Origin of the sequence: Ornithinibacillus contaminans, from assembly GCF_001038425.2 — a bacterium.
In the GTDB taxonomy this organism is placed as follows: Bacteria; Bacillota; Bacilli; order Bacillales; family Amphibacillaceae; genus Ornithinibacillus; species Ornithinibacillus contaminans.
The window spans coordinates 1-19,577 of sequence record NZ_LDPV02000024.1; the positions used below are offsets into that span (position 1 = coordinate 1).

A 19,577-nucleotide genomic window follows, 5' to 3' on the forward strand; every position below is an offset into this window, starting at 1 on the left:
CGACTCACACCTAATGCTTCACATAGTATGGTTATTTTGAACCCCTTTTTTTCGAGCTTTTTGATTGTTTGGTACTCTGCCTCATACCGCGTTTGCGTAACATCAACTCTCTTTCCACTTCTTCTAACTTTTTTAGCGCAGCGTTCTCTGTTTCAAGGTACTCATTTCGTGCTTTTAATGCTGCAATTTCTGTTCGTAACTTTTCTTCATCTGTTTGGATCTTGTCTGGCTTTCCGTGGCCTCGTCCATCTACCAGTCCATCAGGACCATGCGCTTTGTACTTTTGAACCCATGAGTAAATATTATTATAAGAAACCTGATATTTTTCAGCTGTGTCTTTATAAGATAAGTTATTGGCTAAACATGCTTTGACAATCTCAACTTTTTCTTCATGCGTCACTTTTCTACTTTTCATTGTATACACCTCGGGTTTTGGAGAATAAGTTTTTAATTCCTCCCCCTCAGTATACTTGATGATCCAATTTCGAACAGTACTATCATTCGGAATACCATACTTGCGAGCTAACTGTATGAAAGGTGTGCCTTGTTCGATGCGTTCTTTAACGATCAAGTCCTTAAACTCTTTACTATATTTATTATTTCTCCTCTTCGTTTGAATGCCTCTAATCCCCTGTTCTTGGTATCTCAGCACTTTTTTATTAAATACCGATTTACTTAACAGCAGACCCTTCTTTTCACTTAACTCCCGATAGCTCCATCCTTCATCAAGGTACATTTGAATATATCTTTCAAGTTCATCAACAGAATGTTTACTATTAGAACGCATAAAAAACTCCCCCTAAAGTAGTTTTGTTTTTTTGGTGTCTACTTTAGGGGGAGCATATCAATGCCATCCTCTCTTTTACTGCTTACTTTTTAATTAATATCGAATGAGCTACTTTAATACATAAATCCATTACTACCGTAACGCCTTTTTCCGTCAAATATTCATACGCTTCTTCATTCGAAATACCTTGCTGTGCCCAAAACACAGGGCAGTTTGTTTCCGCAGCTTCATTTGCAATTTCTGGTAAAAATTCTGGTCTCCTAAACACATTGATAATATCAACTGGTTCTGGAATATCAAGTAGTGATTTATAAGATTTTTCACCGAGTACTTCATCTACTGTAGGATTTACAGGAATAATTCTGTAACCACTTTCTTGCATTATTTTTGATATTTGATAAGATGTTCTTTCAGGATTATCTGATAGCCCTACAACCGCAATTGTTTTTGCTGATTCTAGAATCTGTTTTATTTTGTCATTAGTTGGATTTTGCATGTGCTATAACTCCCTTCTATCTTTTCTTTAGTAGTAGTGTAGCATGTTTGGCGAAATCATTCGGCTTTTGTGGATACTCCTTATAATTTTTATCAAAACTTATCGTATTATTAGTACTTTCTATTAATAGTTCGTGATAAAATAATGATGAAAGTATAAATTAACTAATTAATGAAAGTAGGAAAAGTATGGAATACATTATCTTTGCAGTGGTTGCCTATTTGTTAGGATCCATTCCTTCTGCTCTGATTGTTGGAAAAGTAGGTTATAAAATTGATATTCGAGAACACGGCAGTGGGAATCTCGGTGCTACCAATACCTTCCGAGTGTTAGGTATGAAGGCAGGCATCATTGTTACACTCGCCGATATTTTAAAAGGAACAATTGCAACCGCTATCCCTTTGTTATTCGATGCTGATGTATATCGATTAGCCATTGGTATTTTTGCTGTAATTGGCCATACGTATCCTTTATTTGCAAAATTCAAAGGTGGTAAGGCAGTTGCTACTTCTGGTGGTATTGTTTTAGGGGTTAGTCCGTTACTATTTGCTATCATGGTTCTTACCTTTCTATTAACACTATACATTACCAAATATGTATCCTTATCTTCAATGATTACCGGAATAGTTGCTGTAATTGCTGCGGTATTTATCGGTGATCTTGGATTATTAATCGTAACAGCAGCATTGACGCTATTTGTTATTTACAGACATATTGCTAATATTAAACGGATTATTAATAAAACAGAACCTAAAATCACTTGGATGTAGAGCCTATTCGCAAGCCTCATCATTGAAAACGTTGCCTTATTTGGCGTATACTTTGGGTTACAATAACTCTTTCTTATAGAAAGGAAATGACGATGAATTCGAAACACTCACCGCAAAAAACGCTGCCAAATAAGCAAGAGCGTCATAAACTATTCGGTTCTGTTGCACCCGGTCCTAAAACCAAACCTGCCAACAAACATCAGATGGCAGATTTACAGAATACGAAAAAGGATTTCTTGTTTGAACTTGATGCTGTAGGGATTACCAATGTAAAACATCCTGTTGTGATTACCAGTAATACGAATCCAGAAAAGCAAACGAGTATTGCTTCCTTTACCTTCACATCCAGTCTTAGCCAAATGAACAAAGGAACAAATATGAGTCGTTTCATGGAGCAGTTAGCAGAATATGCACAACAGGGCTTTACTGCAAATATCGCTACGGTTAAACGTTTTGTTAAAGAGTTAGCCGACCGCTTAAACCAAAAAGATGCGACAATGCAAGTAACGTTTCCATGGTTTTATGAGCGTAAAGGCCCAAGCAGTGATATTGCCGGCTTAAACCATGCCGACCTAACCATGACGGTTTCGTATCATGTAGAAAGTGGTTATCAAATAACCGTTGGGATGCATGTTCTCGTGACTACGTTATGTCCATGTTCAAAGGAAATTAGTGAATACAGTGCTCATAACCAACGTGGTAATGTCAACATGGAAGTAGTACTAGCGGACAGCTTTGATGAGGAACAAGCAGACTGGAAGCTAGTATTATTAGAAGCTGCTGAAAGTAATGCAAGTGCCAGATTACACCCTATCTTAAAACGACCAGATGAAAAAATGGTGACAGAGCAAGCTTATGAAAACCCGAGATTTGTAGAAGACATGGCACGCTTAGTTGCATCGGACCTATATGAACTTCCTTATGTGAAAGAATTTACCATTACTTGTCAAAATGAAGAATCGATTCATATGCATGACGCTATTGCAACAATACGGTATACAAAGTAATTAAGAAGTAATCCTAAAGAAGGTATGTCATGAAATATATTCTTATTGGACTTATCAAATTTTATCGAAAAGCCATTAGTCCCTATACCCCCTCCACCTGTCGTTTTTATCCAACTTGTTCAGAATACGGATTGGAAGCAATTAGAAGATTTGGTGCGCTCAAAGGTGGTTATTTAACAATCAAACGGATTAGCAAGTGTCACCCATTTCATCCGGGTGGAGTTGATTTCGTACCTGAAAAGAAGCATAAACCAAACGCTCAGGATAGCTGAGCGTTTGGTTTATGTTATATTTAATTCCATCCATTCATCGGACGCTATAAATCCAAATTTAGCATAAACAGGTCTACCAAGTGTTGAAGCACCGAGCCATAGCTTGTTAATATCCCTTTGTTTAGCTTCTTGAACTAATTTTGTTAATAACTTTGTAGCAAAACCTTGTCCACGATACGCTTGTTCTGTAAACATATTTGTTATGTATCCTTTTTTACCATTCTTATTCGTATATGTTGGCGGAAAATCATATACTACAATCGCACCAGTAGTGATAATCTTCTCGTTATTTTCTACGATCCACTGTACTAAGGAACCATCACGTAATTTTTGGTCAAAAAAGTGATATAGTTCTGTATCAATAGTTATTACGGGTTCTATCCCTTCATCAATTAGCTGTTTTTTTCGAATCTCAACTAATTGTTCCACGTCCTCTACTGTTGCTTTACGACAATTCATGCTAGAAAACTCCTCACAGTCTACAAATCAAATTTATTAATCTGTTCCCAAATTCCTTCCTCAACTAAAATGGCTTTCTGTTTTTCACCAAACAGGTCGTAATGTGGGTATTTCATATCACGATGAATCCAATTAGGACTTAAATCGTATTGTGCTCCCCATGTCATTAGTGTTTGTAAATCATTACAACCTACTTTCGTCACGGTCGTACAACCAGGAAAGCGATCGTCAAGCCAGTAATGGGTTAAAAAAGCTATTTCTCCACGTTCAACTTTCTCTTTCCATGCCTTTAATTCGTGCCGATTTAAACCAAAAGCCATTACTGTTCACCCTCTAAGCAGCTCATATATACCTCATGCCATGCAGGAAAGGCCTTCCGAAGTGATAACGGGCGAAAGGTCTCCTTATTCACAATAACATGTTTCGTTTTACCTGTTACCTTTATTTCCCCATTGTCGCCAATAATCTCATAACCATATACGGTCCGCAACCCATCGTATTGATCTAACCATGTATATATAGTTATCTTCTCTCCATATTTGGCTGGACGTTTAAAGGATAACTGTGCATCTATTACTGGTGAGACAACATTGTTTTGTTCTAGTTCCATGTAACTTAATCCTAACTGCTCGATAAACTTCGTACGGCCTATTTCAAACCATACTAAATAATTTGCATGATAGACGACCCCCATTTGATCTGTCTCTTGGTATCGAACTTCAATTTCTGTCTGTACTTTTTTCACGGGTAGCCTCCTCCTTCTCCAGCTTATTTTACCATACTCTTCCAAAGCTTCTCCTATAAAAGAACCTCAAATCCTAATTAGAATTTGAGGTCTAGTAGCCTTACTATTCTGAACGAGATTCGTCCTTAATCTCTGCACGCATTCCTTCAATTGCTTCTTCACGTCGTTTGTTTTTTTCCGCAATAGTTTGCTTCTCTTCTTCCGACGATAATTGCATTGTTTCATGGGATGCTTCAATATTTTCAATTGTATCATGAATCATATGCTGTAGTTTTTCCACATTATCACTGCGATCATCCGGTTTAGGATGTGTATCTTTGTATGCCATGTGAAAAACTCCTTTCGAAAGTTATTTGCCAAGGCATTGTTATTTTTTCTATCTTGTCAACAACTATACATTGCTTCTAAAAAAGGAAAAAACCTCCACTATTGATAGCATGCTTCATGCCAATAGTGGAGGTTCATTACGGTTAAGCAAAATCTATGCTTCTCTTCGTTTGGATAGCACTTCTCTTGCTCGTTGTTCTAGGTTTTCCTCAATTCGATCTAATATCGCTCGATCATCTAGAATTTGCTGACGATTAGCTTGAACCAGCTCTTCGAAAGAAAGTCGTTTCTTTAAAGATATGGTAATCACTCCCTTTTTACGAAAAGTATTACCAAATCGTTGAGATTTTATAATAGTGGGGTGCTTTTTTCATTACTTTAGTTTATTCATCATTTCAACCATAAAATCATATGTCATAGGACCTACTTTTCTTGGGACTTGAATTACCCCATCGGTTCCAATGAAATAGGATGTTGGAATCGAGATGACCATATAGTTATCTGTCACTTCCATATCTTTATCAAAGGCCACTGGGAATGTGTAGTCATATTCAGAAATAAAATCTCGGACGGCCTGTTCATTGCGTTCTGAACCAGTAGCGTTTACGGCAATAATTTCAATGTCATCGCCATATTCTTCGTAAAATTGTTGTAGCTCTGGCATTTCTTCTTTACATGGTGGACACCAAGTAGCCCATACATTCACGAGCACTTTTTTTCCTTTTAAATCAGACAATGTTACGGTATCACCATTTAGCATTTTTAATTTAAAATCTGGTGCGGTATCCCCTTCATTAATTCCTTCTGCATTTGGTGACACTATCGAAACACCTTCTACTGAAGTATCTCCTGATACATCCACAAGATTTGGACCTGAGCCAGCTGTATTTTTTTGTTTTGTTATCTCTCCAATATTAATAACCAAAATAATCCCTAAGGTAACTAATATCGCAATTCCGATGATTTTTTTTACCATATGAAAAAACTCCCTATGTATAACTTGTAACTAGCATTGGCAATTCCATTTAATAGTATACAATTTGAACGAAATAATAAAGCTATTAAAGAAAAATTCAAATAGCTGTCACATGTAGTGAAATAAAAAGCGAGTCCTCTAAAAAGGACTCGCTGAATTAACATTATGCTAATTTGTTCCGTAGTACCATTTGCAAGATACCACCATGACGATAATAGTCAATTTCAACTTCACTATCAAAGCGAACAACTGCTTTGAATTTCGTTGTTTTTCCATCTTCATCAATAGCTGTTACGTTAACAAGATCATGTGGCTTAACATCCTCACCAATTTCTAGATTGAATGTTTCTTTACCAGTTAAGCCTAGCTTTTCAGCGTTTTGGCCTTTTTCAAATTGTAATGGTAACACACCCATCATAACTAAATTGGAACGGTGAATACGCTCGAAGCTTTCGGCAATTACCATTTTAATACCTAATAGGTTCGTACCCTTCGCTGCCCAGTCACGTGATGAACCCATTCCGTAATCTTTACCTGCTAATACAGCTAATCCTGTACCATCTTGTTGATATTTCATGGCTGCATCATAAATCGGCATGATTTCGCCAGTTGGCCAGTAGGTAGTGTATCCACCTTCCGTACCTGGTGCGATTTGGTTGCGGATACGGATGTTAGCAAATGTACCACGCATCATGACTTCATGGTTTCCACGTCTAGAACCATACGAGTTAAAGTTTCTTGGAGAAACGCCTTTTTCTTGTAAGTACTTACCTGCTGGCATATCCTTCGCAATAGCACCTGCAGGAGAAATATGGTCAGTTGTAACAGAATCGCCAAACTTACCAATGACACGTAAGTTATTTAATGCTTCTACTTTACCTGCTTCTTTAGATAATCCTTCAAAGAATGGTGGATTTTGAATATAAGTAGATTCTGTATCCCACTCAAATAAAGGCTCGTCAGTTGTATCAATTTCATTCCATTTTTCGTTAGAGTTGAATACATTTTCATACTCTTTACGGAAAATTTCTGGATTAACTACATTACTTACTTCTGTCTTGATTTCTTCCATCGATGGCCAAATATCATCTAAGTAAATTGGCTCACCATCCGCATCCACACCAAGTGCGTCTTTAGCAAGATCGATATCAACTGTGCCTGCTAGTGCATAAGCAACAACTAATGGAGGAGATGCTAAGTAGTTAGCTTTTACTAACGGATGGATACGTCCCTCAAAGTTACGGTTTCCAGAAAGAACAGAAGCCACTGTTAAATCATTACTTGAAATAGCTTCCTCTATTTCAGGAAGAAGTGGACCTGAGTTCCCAATACAAGTCGTACAACCATAACCAACAAGACTAAATCCTAGTTGATCAAGGTATGGCATTAGACCCGCATCTTCTAAGTAGCGTGTAACAACTTTTGAACCTGGTGCTAATGATGTTTTAACAAACGCAGGTACTTGTAAACCTTTTTCAACCGCTTTTTTCGCTAGTAATCCAGCACCTAACATAACATATGGGTTTGATGTATTCGTACAAGATGTAATCGCAGCGATTGCAATTGAGCCGGTTTTCATCGTTGTTTTGTTGCCAGTTCCAAGTTCAATTGTAACTTCTTTATTAAATTCAGATTTATCTAGCCCAAATCCTTGGTTACCAGACGGAGCTGTAATAGCTTTGTTGAATTCCTTTTTCATGTTAGATAACGGAATTAAATCCTGTGGACGTTTTGGTCCAGATAAATTCGGCTCCAATTCAGAAAGATTAATTTCAACAACTGTCGTATATTCTGGATCTTTTACATCATCTGCATACCAAAGATCATTTTCCTTACAGTATGTCTCTACTAATTTAATTTGTTCTTCGCTACGTCCTGTTAAACGAAGGTAGTTAAGTGCTTCTTCATCAACTGGGAAGAAGCCACATGTTGCTCCATATTCAGGTGCCATGTTTGAAATAGTAGCACGGTCAGCTAGTGGCATATCTTTTAAGCCAGGGCCAAAATACTCCACGAACTTTCCAACAACATTTTTTTCGCGAAGCACTTGTGTTACTTTAAGTGCTAAGTCTGTTGCCGTAGTACCTTGTGGGAAGCTTCCAGTAAATTTAACACCAATTACTTCTGGAGCTGGGAAATAAGAAGGTTGACCAAGCATTCCTGCCTCAGCCTCAATACCACCTACACCCCAACCTAGTACTCCTAAACCATTAATCATAGTCGTATGTGAATCTGTACCAACTAAAGTATCTGGGAATGCATCATATTCTCCATCGTTATTTTCAATTGCGTGCACCACATTAGCAATATACTCCAAGTTTACTTGGTGTACGATACCTGTTGCTGGTGGAACAGCACGATAATTTTCAAAAGCTTTTTGAGCCCAATTTAAAAATTCATAGCGCTCTGCATTTCGTTCAAATTCTAAGTCCATATTTGCTTTTAGCGCATTTGCTGTACCATATTTATCAACCTGCACGGAGTGGTCAATAACTAAATCTACCGGAACTTCTGGGTTGATTTTATCTGGTTCCCCGCCAAGATCAACCATTGCTTTTCGTAAGGAAGCAAGATCAACGACAGCAGGTACACCTGTAAAGTCTTGTAGAATAACACGAGAAGGTTTAAAAGGTACATCTACACCTACCCCTTCTTTTGTTCCCCATTTCGCTAAAGCTTCTACATGCTCATCGTTAATAACACGTCCATCATATTGACGAACTAGTGATTCCAATAGAACTCTTATTGAAAATGGTAGCCTTTCAATCTTGCCTAATCCTGCTTTTTCTAAAGCGTTTAATTGATAATAGTTATACGTCTTGCCATTTAGTTCGAATTTCTTCTTTGCATTTGAGATTACTTCTCCCATTGCTCTAAACCCCTTTCATTCTTAGATTAAGAATTTGAATGTTTGCTAGAATAAAAAAATAAAATAGAGCGTTTCCAAATTCGATTGGTTTTCCACCATATTCATCTTAAATGAAAATCCAGCATAAAACAATTGTTTCATGCTGGATTTACTATACTAAAAAGTTATTCAAGGTGATAATTTTTACTTATACCAATAAAGCAAATGAATTTATGCCAGATTATAACAAAAGCATACCATCACTCTATTATTCCCACTTAGGAAATAGAATTCGGAAGGTGCTTCCCTTTTCTTTATTTTGTAAGATTTCTAGTTTGGCATTATGTCTTTCCAGTAATTGCTTCGTAATCATTAAACCAAGACCTGTTCCTTGTTGTTTTGTCGTAAAGAAAGGTTCTCCAAGCTTATGAATTACTTCCTCGTCAATGCCTGGTCCCTCATCAACAATATCAATACTTACCTCTGTATCATGGTCAGTGATCATTACCGTAATTTTACCTGGATTTTCCATTGCTTCAATTGCATTTTTGATAATATTTATTAATACTTGTTTTATCTGTGATCGGTCACAAAAAACAACCTGATCCTCTCCAAATGTTTCTAATGTAATACTCTTTAATTTTGCTTGGGATATAAGTAGTTCAGTGACATCCTGAATCATTTGTAACACAGATTCTTCTTGCTTATTATCCGTAAGAGGCTTGGAAATAAATAATAGCTCAGACGTAATTGTTTCCATCTTCTCAATCTCATCAATCATAATCTTGTAATAGACATCTTTCCGATTTACTCCAGCCTGTAATAGTTGCAGGAACCCCTTAATTGAAGTCAACGGATTCCGTATTTCATGTGCAATTCCAGCAGCAAGCTGACCAGCGATGGACATTTTCTCTGACCGAATCATCATTTCTTCCATCTCTTTTTTATCAGAAATATCACGATGAGCAGACAAATAGCAATAAGAATCGTTGTCAGATTCACTTATTCTAGCTATTTTACTTTCACACCAAATAAATTTTTGGTCAAAATTTTTAATATGTATATTGAATGTTTGATTCGAAAACGAATCCTGTTTAAATTCTTTAATTAAATAATCCCTATCCTCTTCATTCACGAGATCATGCCAAGACTTCCCTATTAAGTCCTCTGCCTTATAACCAAACAATCTTTCTACTGAACTAGAAAAAAATTGTGCAATACCCTGACTATCCCAAACCGCAAATACGTCACTACTATTTTTTTCAACCCAGTTAAGCATAAATGCTGGAAGGCTTGATAGATGCGAATTCGTTAACGGTTCAAATTCTAATTTATAAGGGGTAATCGTGCTTTCAGAAACCTGGTTTATTTCTTGTTTATTCGATTTCTTCTCCATCGCATTCGCCCCTTTATTACATTTTCATACAATTTTAAATCTCTATATGATAATATGTTGGAATATATATAAATATGACTGTTGTTTAATCACGAAACAATAACTATAATTATAATTATATTAGCATACATAATAACTAAAAGTAACAAGTTTAACGTAATTATTTTTGCTCAAATAGTAAATTTATCGTACCTCTATGATAAATTATGACTATGTATATTCTAGTAATATACGTCTATATCAAGCTGCTAGAAGGTGGATTTAAATGTCTATATTCGATGATTTTTTAATCGTATTTTGGGGATTTTTCATGATTGGGATGATGGCTATTGGTGGCTACTTTATGTTCCGAAAGTTCCTTAAACAGTTACCTAAGGAAGACGGTAGATCAATGATGGATTGGGAAATCCATTATATTAACGAGACAAAACATATGTGGGATGATGCAGAGAAAGAATTACTTGATGAATTAGTCTCCCCGGTGCCTGAACTATTCCGTGATGTTGCAAGACAAAAAATCGCTAGTAAAATTGGAGAAGTAGCTTTACAGAAAGGAATTACCACTATCAATCAGAATATTGTAATCGAAGGATATATTTTGGCAACTCCAAAGCGGGACCATAAATTCTTGAAGAAAAAGTTAAGAGAAAAACAAATCGATATCGCACCGTTTGAGGAGTTATTCAGCTTATCAAAGGATGATTACCGAACAAATTGGCAAGCTAACTATAAAAAACGCAATTAATAACAAGTAAAGGTTCCCTCAATTATGATGAAGAAACCTTTACTTGTTTTTCTAATCGTTTATATTTATAAAGCATTGCGATTCGCCATGTTCCAAGCATTCCGAATGCTAACAAGAAGAACATGCCACTCGTCTCACCTAATGTAATGGTGCTACCGATGATAAGCTTCAAAATTATCCGAACAAAAAGCAATCCAAATAAAATGAATACAAATGCTTTCGATGGTATTAAGTAAATTTCATTTCGACGAATCTCAAACCTCGACGTTATGATCAGAAATATAGAAAAGATAACCCCTATACTGAGCGCCTCTAAAACCTGCATCCATTCCAAACGAAATTCTGGGAATAAAAACATTAGTGCACCAGTACTCATAAATAATGGCGGCAAAATAATCGTCTTTACGGTAGCTGGTTTTTTCGAAGCCTTTAAACGAACAAAAATCATTGTCAATGCCATTAAAAATGCAACGACTGTACTTGCTACAATCCAAAACATACTAACACACTCTTTTCAGGATACTGTCTAACGGTGGGTGCTAAATAAAACATACACATACGCTCAAATCAGCGATTGCATTAGTTTTACTTGTGCCGGCGAGACTTTTCTTTCCTATTGGCTAAAAAAGAACTCGTCCCACGGTTTCTAATACACGGTGCTCATCAAATGGTTTAACAATAAAATCCTTTGCACCTATTTCAATAGCATCTACTACGATTTTTTGATGCCCCATAGCAGAGCAAACAACTACATGTGCATTTGGATCATATTCCATAATCTCTTTTGTTGCATCGATGCCATTCATGACTGGCATCGTAATATCCATGATAACTAAATCTGGTTGTGTTTGTTTATAAAGTGTTACTGCTTCCTGACCATTTTCTGCTTCCCCTACAATTTCATGGTGGTCTTTTGTCAAAATACTAACTAACGTAGCTCGCATAAATTTTGCATCATCAACAATTAAAACCTTTGCCATATCATTTCCCCCATTACTTGAAAAACCTGGAATCCTTCATCATAAGTAGTTTCCCCTTTGTTTTTCTGCCCCAATTTTTAAATGATAGTAAATGTTTCTATATGTTTGTTACGATTTAAAATGAAACTATGCTGCTTTGTCATTTGCAATACTTATGATAATAGTTACTGTTACACCGACAACTGTTAGATAAACCCCTAAATCAAACAGCATTGCTGTCGCAAGCTCTACTTCCCCGAAGAATGGAAATTCAAAATACCCAAAGGTGTGCGAAAGGAACGGGACATCAAATATAAAAGATCCCATACTAGTAAGCAACGCAACAAGTAATCCTATTGGAATTAGTACCCGGAAATTTATCGGTAAAATCTTGTTAACGAAATCAATACCATAAGCCATATAGAGTAAAACGATTGCTGCCGCGGTAACAAGTCCGCCTACGAATCCACCACCTGGTGAGTTATGACCTGCCATAAATAAATATATTGAAAAGCCTAATAAAATAAAGGCAATCAACGATGTTGCGGTCTGTAATATAAGATTATTAGGTTTTTCCATCATGAACACTTCCTTATGTACAATCTATACGTATTATCATAATATAATTCACCATTAAAATCCATAGAAACCTACCCATCCAGCCAGGAATGCTGTAAGCTTTGTCATCCAATCAAAAAACAAAGCGATACCCATCACAATCATAATATAGCCACCTATTTTTACGATGCGATGACCATTTCGTTTTATCCAGGTAAGTCTTCCAACGAAGAAAGAAAGCACAAAGAACGGAATTGAAAAACCTAGCACATATCCCGTCATCAACCCTACTCCTGAACCTGGGTCTGTAGCTGCCAGTGTTAAGATGACACCTAATATTGGGCCTGTACATGGCGTCCAACCTAAAGAAAAAGCCATCCCAATTAAAAACGATCCTATAAAACCTGGCGGTCGATTCTTAAACATGATTTTCTTATCTTTCATCAAAAACTTGAAATTAAATATCCCTACAATTACAAGGCCAAAGAAAATAATAAGGATAGCTCCAACTTGTCTAATTACATCTTGATATACTTTTAGAAATTCCGAGATTGCTGAGGTGGTAAACCCCATCATTATAAATATACTAGAGAAGCCAAGTAAGAAGAAAAACGTATGTAAAATACTTTTTTTGTTCAGCATTTTATTTTCATTCTTAATTTCACTAACACTCATTCCCGTAATATACGATAAAAATGCCGGAAATAGCGGTAATACACATGGTGAAATAAACGAAAGAAATCCAGCACCAAACGCTAGAAAAAAATTAATTTCGGACATCGTTAGCCTCCTGATCTTTTATCTACAACTCATTATAGCAGAGTCTATTCTTTTGCATATGGCATAATGATGACAATTGAAAGGAATTTGATCAACCTGTAGAAATTCTTTCTTAAATCAATATAAAAAATACCCCCTACTGTTTATTAGTATGGGGTATCGGTGCAATGTTTAAGTATGATAAGAAATCATTATTGCTATTTATTATTTATCCACTTGATTGTTCATTGCACGCATCATTTGATTGATTTTCTTCTGCGATGGTTTTTGACCCATCTGCATCATTAACGTACGAAGCATTTGCTCATTAATTGGTGGATTCTTCTTCAAATAGCTCATCATGTATTTTCTCGCGATAAAAAATCCAAGAGCAACACCAACTATTAAAGCTGCTATAGCAATTAATACGACCCAAATTGTGCCCATCTATCGTTATCCTCCTTCGTGTTGTCTCTTATACAGTATAGTAAAACAGTCCTAAGAATACAATACCTGTTCTGTAGTATAGGCAATATTTATCCTAGCAGGCGATATCCATCCGAAATTTTCACTCTGATAGTCAATGATAAATATATAAGGGTGGATCTGTCTTAACATAGGAAATAATACTGCTTCTGCATTCTGTAATGTTTCACAACGAAATTTTAAATGTTTTTTAGCAATATGTAAAGTAATATCATTATGTGTACCAACTAGCTGAATGGGATTCTCATCAAAATAACCACTACCATTCTTCCCCTGCTGCATAGCTAGTTTTGGAAGTATCAAGTCAACAGGAACATCTTCTGTTATAAAGTTGAATTGCATGACTAAATCTTTTCGAACCCGCTTCGTCTGATACTCTCGTATAAAACGGAATAATATATCATTTTTATAATAGTAATGCTTCGCAAATTCTTCTTTTATCCAGTAAACCGTATACTCTTTCATTATGATACCTCCTTTACCTCTAGTATACGGATTCTAGTAGAAAAGAATGTCATACTGTGCAGCAAAGATACACTAGTTTTGTCGAATAGCGAGTATAGAAAAAGAGCCAAACAATTTTGAGAAGAAATTGTTTGGCTCTAACCATAGTTTATTCATTTTAATTATTTCACTAAAGATTTTACATTCTTCACTACATTTTCAACTGTAAAACCATACTCTTCGATTAGTTTATCTCCATTTGCAGAAGCACCAAATGTGTTTATTCCCATGATAATACCATCTAAGCCAACATAACGTTCCCAACCAAGTGGTGATCCCATTTCGATAGCTACACGGTTTTTAACGGCCTTCGGAAGTACTTGTTCTTTATAGCTAGCATCTTGGTCTTCAAAACGATCCCATGATGCTAAACTAACAACACGAACATCGATTCCCTCTTCTTTAAGTGTTGTTTGCGCTTGTACTGCTAAATGAACCTCTGAACCAGTAGCAATTAAAATAGCATCTGGTGTTTCCTTCTCAGAATCACTTAATACATAAGCTCCACGTTTAACACCTTCATAGGCACGCTCTTTCGTTCCTTCTAATGTAGGAAGATCTTGTCTTGTTAATACAAGAATCGTTGGTTTATCAGTTGATTCTACTGCAAGTCTCCATGCAGCCTGTGTTTCATTCCCATCTGCTGGACGAATCACCGAAAGATGCGGAATTGCTCGTAAAGCAGAGAGCTGTTCAATTGGTTCATGTGTTGGTCCATCTTCACCAACAGCAATCGAATCATGAGTAAACACGTACGTTACCGGTGTCTTCATAATTGCTGACAAACGGATGGAAGGGCGTAGATAGTCACTGAACACGAAGAACGTACCCCCGTATACTTTCAATCCACCATGTAATGCCATACCGTTTAGTGCAGCTCCCATTGCATGTTCGCGTACACCAAACCAAATATTACGTCCAGCAAAATTATTACGTGATAAATCGTCTTCGCCATTGATCATTGTCTTATTGGAACCAGCTAAATCGGCACTTCCACCTAAGAAAAATGGTACTGATTTGGCGATTTCATTAAGCACTTGACCTGAAGAAGCGCGAGATGCAAGTGATTTACCTACTTCATAAACCGGAAGATCCTTATCCCAGCCTTCTGGTAATTGACCATTGATAGCTGCTTGTAACTCATTTGCTTCATTTGGATACTTTTCTTGATATGCTTGGAATAATTGATTCCAACTATTTTCGTGCTTTTCGCCTTTTACAACGATTTTTTCTTGGAAATCAGCATATACCTCATCTGGCACATGGAATTCATCATGTCCCCATTGATAAAATTCCTTCGTAAGTACCACTTCATCTGCTCCAAGTGGCGCACCATGAGATGCAGCAGAAGCAGATTTGTTTGGAGAACCGTAACCAATTACCGTTCTAATTTCGATAAGCGTCGGTTGATCCGTATTAGCTTGTGCAGCTTTAATAGCAGCACGAATTTCATCTAAATTATTTCCATCTTCAACACGTAAAACCTGCCATCCATATGCTTTAAAGCGTTGTTCTGTGTTGTCAGAAAATGCTTTATTTAGTTCACCATCTAAAGAAATATCATTTGAGTCATATAATGCAATTAATTTTCCTAATTTTAAATGACCAGCTAGAGAAGCGGCTTCATGTGAAATTCCTTCCATTATATCGCCATCACTAATTAATGCATATGTAAAATGGTCAATAATAGAAAAATCATCTTTATTATATTTAGCTGCTAGATGTGCTTCTGCCATCGCCATACCAACAGACATTGCAATCCCTTGTCCTAATGGTCCAGTTGTTGCTTCCACACCATCTGTATGATGTACTTCTGGGTGACCCGGGGTTCTTGATCCTAATTGACGAAATTCCTTTAAATCATTAATCGTAACATCATAACCGGAAAGATGTAATAAGCTATATAATAGCATGGAGCCATGGCCCGCAGATAATACAAAACGATCTCTATCAAACCATTTTGAATGTTTAGGGTTATGCTTCATAAAATCTGTCCAAAGCGTGTAAGCCATTGGCGCAGCACCCATTGGTAATCCTGGATGCCCTGAATTTGCTTTTTCGATAGCATCAATTGATAGCGTACGAATCGTATTTACAGAAAGCTGTTCTACATTAGTTGACATGATGAAACTCCTTTCCACTTCAAACAATTATTTTAATACCATTTTTATCTTATAATGAATAAGAAAGGATAACAAGTTATATTATCATAAGTATCTTTCTATTAATGCTTTCTACTTCGCTCTTGCATATCTCGTAATTTCTTTGGAGTCACATCATTTCCCGCCGGATCAATGACCGTCATTGTTTTTAACTGATTTTTGAACGATTTACGAATATTTCCTAAGTACTCTTGTCTTAGCTTTTTTTGTTCGTCTCTTTCTTCCGCCGTTAATCCTTCTGTCGTTTTAGCTTTTTTAGCCAACACATTAATCCGTTCCAGTCTCTCTTTTGATAACATATTTAGTTACCTCCTAAAAAAATATAAGTAATGAAGCAAAGAATCATGGACATAGCCAATCTCAGTTGCTTTTTTAGTTTCGATATTACTACATACGGAAAAAGCAAGAACAATACACTGTCCTTGCTTTTTAATATTACCTGTTCCTTTTATTTGAATCAATTATAATAAACTCTTGATACCTACGATGAACCGTAGCTTTTGATACTTGATAGCCTAATCCGTTTAACGTAGAAGCTATTTCACCAAAGGTTAAATTTTTCTCTCGCAATCGAACAATTTCTTCAATCGGCACTTCTAGCTTCTCCCTACCAGGAGCACTATTCCGATTCGATAGATTTTGAGCGGGCTTAAAACCGTTGGAAATGGCCTTCTTCATTCCTCGTTTAATCTTTGCATTATGTAGCTTCCGTTGGTATTCTTCGACAATACCTACTATTTGTAACACCATCGAATCCGATTCGGTAAGCTCAAGTTCACCATTATGAATCACGGTGTATATAGGAATTTGGCGTTTTGCCAATTGATGAAATAACGCGATCTTTGTATTTCCCCTACCTAGCCTCGTTTCGTCTTGGATTAACAGGCAATCTGCTCGTCCGGCTTCAAAATCCTCAAGCATTTCAAAAATAGCCTCTCGTTCTATTTCATAACCACTTGCCTGTTCTTCCAGACATTTAAAAATCACAAAATCATGTTGCTTAGCCAATCGGTATAATTCTTCCTTCTGTCTTACTAGAGACGTTTCCTGTGTCTTTTTATCTGTACTCACACGGCAGTATATAATTGCATTCAATATAAAAAACTCCTATTATGCACTAATTAATGTAAGGTATAAGAATCCTAAAGTTGTCGCAAATGCAGCAATGTAGAATAGATCTGTTAGGTTTACTTTTCTAAACATTTCTTCATCATCCCTTCCTCACTAATATAAGAACCTTTGTTCGCTAAACTTAGTATAACAGAACATATGGTCTTGTCAACAACTTTTTCGAACGAATGTTTGCTTTTTTAAAAAATGGATGGTAAACTAGCATTAATAAATCTTATGTGCGAGGTGTTTAATAGATGACAAAAATATCAACGAGACAGCAAGCAATTCTTGACTATATAAAAGAACAAGTAAAGTTAAAAGGTTATCCACCTTCTGTACGAGAAATCGCAGAGGCTGTTGGGTTAGCTTCTAGTTCGACCGTCCATGGACATCTATCTAGGTTAGAAAGTAAAGGATTCATTAGACGCGATCCTACTAAACCAAGGGCAATTGAAATACTAGATTTCGATGAAGAAAGCAACATCCCGAAAGATGAAGCACGATATGCTCCTGTAATTGGTAAGGTTACGGCCGGTATACCGATTACTGCAGTGGAAAACATTGAAGAGTTCGTTCCTATCCCAAGCTCGACAGCTGGGCCTGATGAAAATTTATTCGTGCTAGTAATTGATGGGGAAAGTATGATTGAGGCAGGAATTTTAGATGGGGATATGGTCATCGTGAAACAACAGAACACTGCTCAAAATGGTGATATTGTTGTTGCTATGACTGAGGACGACGAGGCTACTGTGAAACGTTTCTTTAAAGAAAAGGATCATATTCGGCTGCAGCCTGAAAACAGTACAATGGAGCCACTTATTTATCATAATGTCTCAATTCTTGGAAAAGTTGTCGGTTTATACCGCCACATCCACTAATATTCACTATACATACAACTTGAACATGCCGATTAGTCCAGAATTATTCTGTGATTAATCGGCTTTTCTTTACGAATTAGGAATACTATATTTATAATACGAACAAGGTAATAATCAAAAATCGGAAGTGATAAAAACATGTCTAACACAAACAAATTTACCGGAAAAGCCGGTTTATATTCAAAATTCCGGCCAGATTATCCAAAACAATTAATCGTAGATCTAATCACTAAAAATAATTTAAAGAAGGATTCTATCGTCGCCGATATTGGAGCTGGAACAGGAAGATTGACGAAAATGCTATTAGAGCATAATCTCCAAGTGTTTGCGGTGGAGCCCAACACTGAAATTAGGCAAACCGCAGTAAATCAGCTAGCAGCTAACCAATACTTTCATGCTATTAATGGAACTGCAGAACACACAACTCTACCAGACAATAGTGTAGATTTCGTTACGGTAGCACAAGCATTCCATTGGTTCGATCATGTATCTTTCAAAAATGAAGCAAACCGAATTTTAAAGGAAAATGGAAAGGTAGCAATCATTTCCAATGTACGAAATATTTCAGCACCACTAAATCAAGAGATTGCGAAAGTCTACCAAAAATTTTGTCCGAATTTCGTTGGATTTTCCAATGGATTAAAGGATTCAAAAGAAGTATATGATTCATTTTTCATGAACGGCTACACAGAAACGGTTTATGATTTTCCTATATCTCATGATAAAAACAGCTTTATCGGTCGTCACCTTTCTGCTTCCTATGCATTAAATGCGTCAGATACACTCTTTCCTAATTTCGTTCAGGAGCTAAGTGATTTATTTGATAAATATAGCAAGAATGGTTTTCTAAAATTACCAAACGATACAAAATATCGGTGCGGAAATGTAGGATAATGTATGCTATTCCCATTCCAAATATAAGTTTTTGGATTTCATAGGTTATCACCTATTCAAAGTAACCACTTCAAACATACGTTAATTGTGAGGTATGGGTTTTTATCCTATTAACAAAAATAACGTATGAGGAGGTACTTTGTATGTCTAATCCAATAAATTGGGCTCCTGTTTCATACCAAGTAAATGACGAACGAGTATTTGGAAGACCTTTTGGGTATGGTCGACCTTATGGATTTGGAAGACCATATGGATTCGGAAGACCTTTTGGCTTTGGCTATGGTTTCGGTGGACCATTTCTAGGAGGAGTCCTTGGTGGCTTGTTAGGTAGTGCGTTATATGCGCCATATGGATATGGTTATGGCGGACCATATTACGGTGGTTATGGTTATCCGTATAATCCATATTATTAAATTGATTGAGAAACTCTCATGTT

26 protein-coding genes are annotated in these 19,577 nt (G+C 36.5%); 7 read left to right on the forward strand and 19 right to left on the reverse strand.

Annotated elements, in window-relative coordinates:
- Nucleotides 1–31: 31 nt before the first annotated feature.
- Together JF53_RS05400 and JF53_RS05405 are read right to left on the reverse strand one after the other, a co-directional pair.
- Nucleotides 32–787: a helix-turn-helix domain-containing protein gene (locus JF53_RS05400; protein ID WP_053351188.1), complete on the reverse strand. Its 756-nt coding sequence runs from the start codon at nt 785–787 to the stop codon at nt 32–34.
- Nucleotides 788–869: 82 nt separating this feature from the next.
- Entirely contained in the window at nt 870–1,283 is a 414-nt protein-coding gene (locus JF53_RS05405; RefSeq protein WP_047981164.1) for a CoA-binding protein, read from the reverse strand.
- Between the two features lie 188 nt (nt 1,284–1,471).
- On the opposite strand from JF53_RS05405, the gene plsY reads away from it, so the two are divergent.
- The 3 genes from plsY (at nt 1,472) to yidD (ending at nt 3,332) form a co-directional block, all read left to right on the forward strand.
- Nucleotides 1,472–2,053 (forward strand): glycerol-3-phosphate 1-O-acyltransferase PlsY, encoded by a 582-nt coding sequence (gene plsY, locus JF53_RS05410; RefSeq protein ID WP_047981165.1) that lies wholly within the window; start codon nt 1,472–1,474, stop codon nt 2,051–2,053.
- 92 nt (nt 2,054–2,145) lie between these two features.
- The gene (gene folE2 / locus JF53_RS05415) at nt 2,146–3,060 is read left to right on the forward strand and encodes a GTP cyclohydrolase FolE2 (protein WP_047981166.1); all 915 of its coding nucleotides are present in this window, start codon (nt 2,146–2,148) and stop codon (nt 3,058–3,060) included.
- 29 nt (nt 3,061–3,089) lie between these two features.
- Nucleotides 3,090–3,332 carry a membrane protein insertion efficiency factor YidD gene (gene yidD, locus JF53_RS05420; RefSeq protein ID WP_047981167.1) on the forward strand — a complete coding sequence of 81 codons (243 nt, stop codon included), beginning with the start codon at nt 3,090–3,092 and terminating at the stop codon, nt 3,330–3,332.
- 9 nt (nt 3,333–3,341) lie between these two features.
- Here yidD and JF53_RS05425 read toward each other — a convergent pair whose 3' ends face one another.
- From JF53_RS05425 to JF53_RS05455, 8 genes are all read right to left on the reverse strand, one after another.
- On the reverse strand, nt 3,342–3,791 hold the full coding sequence (locus JF53_RS05425; protein WP_047981168.1) for a GNAT family N-acetyltransferase: 450 nt from the start codon (nt 3,789–3,791) through the stop codon (nt 3,342–3,344).
- A gap of 20 nt (nt 3,792–3,811) precedes the next feature.
- A complete protein-coding gene (locus tag JF53_RS05430) occupies nt 3,812–4,111 on the reverse strand; it encodes a hypothetical protein (protein ID WP_047981169.1) in 300 nt (99 codons plus the stop codon).
- Entirely contained in the window at nt 4,111–4,536 is a 426-nt protein-coding gene (locus JF53_RS05435) for an acyl-CoA thioesterase (RefSeq protein ID WP_083443554.1), read from the reverse strand. Before JF53_RS05435 ends, JF53_RS05430 begins: the two co-directional genes overlap by 1 nt.
- A gap of 103 nt (nt 4,537–4,639) precedes the next feature.
- A complete protein-coding gene (gene tlp, locus JF53_RS05440; RefSeq protein WP_047981170.1) occupies nt 4,640–4,864 on the reverse strand; it encodes a small acid-soluble spore protein Tlp in 225 nt (74 codons plus the stop codon).
- Between the two features lie 153 nt (nt 4,865–5,017).
- A complete protein-coding gene (locus tag JF53_RS17190) occupies nt 5,018–5,164 on the reverse strand; it encodes an FbpB family small basic protein (RefSeq protein ID WP_157052467.1) in 147 nt (48 codons plus the stop codon).
- A gap of 72 nt (nt 5,165–5,236) precedes the next feature.
- Nucleotides 5,237–5,839, reverse strand: coding sequence for a TlpA family protein disulfide reductase (locus JF53_RS05445; protein ID WP_047981171.1), 603 nt, complete (start codon nt 5,837–5,839; stop codon nt 5,237–5,239).
- A 163-nt stretch (nt 5,840–6,002) separates the two neighbouring features.
- Nucleotides 6,003–8,708, reverse strand: coding sequence for an aconitate hydratase AcnA (gene acnA, locus JF53_RS05450; protein ID WP_047981172.1), 2,706 nt, complete (start codon nt 8,706–8,708; stop codon nt 6,003–6,005).
- Between the two features lie 247 nt (nt 8,709–8,955).
- Nucleotides 8,956–10,083 carry an ATP-binding protein gene (locus tag JF53_RS05455; protein ID WP_047981173.1) on the reverse strand — a complete coding sequence of 376 codons (1,128 nt, stop codon included), beginning with the start codon at nt 10,081–10,083 and terminating at the stop codon, nt 8,956–8,958.
- Between the two features lie 265 nt (nt 10,084–10,348).
- On the opposite strand from JF53_RS05455, the gene JF53_RS05460 reads away from it, so the two are divergent.
- Nucleotides 10,349–10,828 (forward strand): DUF2621 family protein, encoded by a 480-nt coding sequence (locus JF53_RS05460; protein ID WP_047981174.1) that lies wholly within the window; start codon nt 10,349–10,351, stop codon nt 10,826–10,828.
- 22 nt (nt 10,829–10,850) lie between these two features.
- Here JF53_RS05460 and JF53_RS05465 read toward each other — a convergent pair whose 3' ends face one another.
- The 9 genes from JF53_RS05465 to JF53_RS05505 form a co-directional block, all read right to left on the reverse strand.
- Nucleotides 10,851–11,327 (reverse strand): CcdC family protein, encoded by a 477-nt coding sequence (locus JF53_RS05465; RefSeq protein ID WP_047981175.1) that lies wholly within the window; start codon nt 11,325–11,327, stop codon nt 10,851–10,853.
- Nucleotides 11,328–11,448: 121 nt separating this feature from the next.
- Nucleotides 11,449–11,808: a response regulator gene (locus JF53_RS05470; protein WP_047981176.1), complete on the reverse strand. Its 360-nt coding sequence runs from the start codon at nt 11,806–11,808 to the stop codon at nt 11,449–11,451.
- A 126-nt stretch (nt 11,809–11,934) separates the two neighbouring features.
- On the reverse strand, nt 11,935–12,366 hold the full coding sequence (locus JF53_RS05475; protein ID WP_047981177.1) for a Na(+)/H(+) antiporter subunit B: 432 nt from the start codon (nt 12,364–12,366) through the stop codon (nt 11,935–11,937).
- Between the two features lie 54 nt (nt 12,367–12,420).
- Nucleotides 12,421–13,125: a cytochrome c biogenesis CcdA family protein gene (locus JF53_RS05480; protein WP_047981178.1), complete on the reverse strand. Its 705-nt coding sequence runs from the start codon at nt 13,123–13,125 to the stop codon at nt 12,421–12,423.
- A gap of 204 nt (nt 13,126–13,329) precedes the next feature.
- Nucleotides 13,330–13,551, reverse strand: coding sequence for a YneF family protein (locus JF53_RS05485; RefSeq protein ID WP_047981179.1), 222 nt, complete (start codon nt 13,549–13,551; stop codon nt 13,330–13,332).
- A gap of 51 nt (nt 13,552–13,602) precedes the next feature.
- Nucleotides 13,603–14,055, reverse strand: a complete 453-nt coding sequence (sirA, locus tag JF53_RS05490; RefSeq protein ID WP_047981180.1) for a sporulation inhibitor of replication protein SirA — start codon at nt 14,053–14,055, stop codon at nt 13,603–13,605.
- A 161-nt stretch (nt 14,056–14,216) separates the two neighbouring features.
- On the reverse strand, nt 14,217–16,217 hold the full coding sequence (gene tkt / locus JF53_RS05495; protein ID WP_047981181.1) for a transketolase: 2,001 nt from the start codon (nt 16,215–16,217) through the stop codon (nt 14,217–14,219).
- A gap of 101 nt (nt 16,218–16,318) precedes the next feature.
- Nucleotides 16,319–16,555: a DUF896 domain-containing protein gene (locus tag JF53_RS05500; protein ID WP_047981182.1), complete on the reverse strand. Its 237-nt coding sequence runs from the start codon at nt 16,553–16,555 to the stop codon at nt 16,319–16,321.
- A gap of 136 nt (nt 16,556–16,691) precedes the next feature.
- Nucleotides 16,692–17,351 carry a YneB family resolvase-like protein gene (locus JF53_RS05505; protein ID WP_047981183.1) on the reverse strand — a complete coding sequence of 220 codons (660 nt, stop codon included), beginning with the start codon at nt 17,349–17,351 and terminating at the stop codon, nt 16,692–16,694.
- 272 nt (nt 17,352–17,623) lie between these two features.
- Here JF53_RS05505 and lexA point away from each other — a divergent pair, with 272 nt between their 5' ends.
- The 3 genes from lexA (at nt 17,624) to JF53_RS05520 (ending at nt 19,554) form a co-directional block, all read left to right on the forward strand.
- Nucleotides 17,624–18,247 carry a transcriptional repressor LexA gene (lexA, locus tag JF53_RS05510; RefSeq protein WP_047981184.1) on the forward strand — a complete coding sequence of 208 codons (624 nt, stop codon included), beginning with the start codon at nt 17,624–17,626 and terminating at the stop codon, nt 18,245–18,247.
- A 138-nt stretch (nt 18,248–18,385) separates the two neighbouring features.
- Complete coding sequence (locus tag JF53_RS05515; protein ID WP_047981185.1) at nt 18,386–19,141, forward strand: class I SAM-dependent methyltransferase; 756 nt, start codon at nt 18,386–18,388, stop codon at nt 19,139–19,141.
- 143 nt (nt 19,142–19,284) lie between these two features.
- Nucleotides 19,285–19,554, forward strand: a complete 270-nt coding sequence (locus JF53_RS05520) for a hypothetical protein (protein WP_047981186.1) — start codon at nt 19,285–19,287, stop codon at nt 19,552–19,554.
- Nucleotides 19,555–19,577 lie beyond the last annotated feature (23 nt).

Coding starts and splice junctions, on each gene's coding strand:
- JF53_RS05400 (WP_053351188.1), bottom strand. CDS start 787: ATGCGTTCTAATAGTAAACATTCTGTTGATGAACTTGAAAGATATATT.
- JF53_RS05405 (WP_047981164.1), bottom strand. CDS start 1,283: ATGCAAAATCCAACTAATGACAAAATAAAACAGATTCTAGAATCAGCA.
- plsY (WP_047981165.1), top strand. CDS start 1,472: ATGGAATACATTATCTTTGCAGTGGTTGCCTATTTGTTAGGATCCATT.
- folE2 (WP_047981166.1), top strand. CDS start 2,146: ATGAATTCGAAACACTCACCGCAAAAAACGCTGCCAAATAAGCAAGAG.
- yidD (WP_047981167.1), top strand. CDS start 3,090: ATGAAATATATTCTTATTGGACTTATCAAATTTTATCGAAAAGCCATT.
- JF53_RS05425 (WP_047981168.1), bottom strand. CDS start 3,791: ATGAATTGTCGTAAAGCAACAGTAGAGGACGTGGAACAATTAGTTGAG.
- JF53_RS05430 (WP_047981169.1), bottom strand. CDS start 4,111: ATGGCTTTTGGTTTAAATCGGCACGAATTAAAGGCATGGAAAGAGAAA.
- tlp (WP_047981170.1), bottom strand. CDS start 4,864: ATGGCATACAAAGATACACATCCTAAACCGGATGATCGCAGTGATAAT.
- JF53_RS05445 (WP_047981171.1), bottom strand. CDS start 5,839: ATGGTAAAAAAAATCATCGGAATTGCGATATTAGTTACCTTAGGGATT.
- acnA (WP_047981172.1), bottom strand. CDS start 8,708: ATGGGAGAAGTAATCTCAAATGCAAAGAAGAAATTCGAACTAAATGGC.
- JF53_RS05455 (WP_047981173.1), bottom strand. CDS start 10,083: ATGGAGAAGAAATCGAATAAACAAGAAATAAACCAGGTTTCTGAAAGC.
- JF53_RS05460 (WP_047981174.1), top strand. CDS start 10,349: ATGTCTATATTCGATGATTTTTTAATCGTATTTTGGGGATTTTTCATG.
- JF53_RS05465 (WP_047981175.1), bottom strand. CDS start 11,327: ATGTTTTGGATTGTAGCAAGTACAGTCGTTGCATTTTTAATGGCATTG.
- JF53_RS05470 (WP_047981176.1), bottom strand. CDS start 11,808: ATGGCAAAGGTTTTAATTGTTGATGATGCAAAATTTATGCGAGCTACG.
- JF53_RS05475 (WP_047981177.1), bottom strand. CDS start 12,366: ATGGAAAAACCTAATAATCTTATATTACAGACCGCAACATCGTTGATT.
- JF53_RS05480 (WP_047981178.1), bottom strand. CDS start 13,125: ATGTCCGAAATTAATTTTTTTCTAGCGTTTGGTGCTGGATTTCTTTCG.
- JF53_RS05485 (WP_047981179.1), bottom strand. CDS start 13,551: ATGGGCACAATTTGGGTCGTATTAATTGCTATAGCAGCTTTAATAGTT.
- sirA (WP_047981180.1), bottom strand. CDS start 14,055: ATGAAAGAGTATACGGTTTACTGGATAAAAGAAGAATTTGCGAAGCAT.
- tkt (WP_047981181.1), bottom strand. CDS start 16,217: ATGTCAACTAATGTAGAACAGCTTTCTGTAAATACGATTCGTACGCTA.
- JF53_RS05500 (WP_047981182.1), bottom strand. CDS start 16,555: ATGTTATCAAAAGAGAGACTGGAACGGATTAATGTGTTGGCTAAAAAA.
- lexA (WP_047981184.1), top strand. CDS start 17,624: ATGACAAAAATATCAACGAGACAGCAAGCAATTCTTGACTATATAAAA.
- JF53_RS05515 (WP_047981185.1), top strand. CDS start 18,386: ATGTCTAACACAAACAAATTTACCGGAAAAGCCGGTTTATATTCAAAA.
- JF53_RS05520 (WP_047981186.1), top strand. CDS start 19,285: ATGTCTAATCCAATAAATTGGGCTCCTGTTTCATACCAAGTAAATGAC.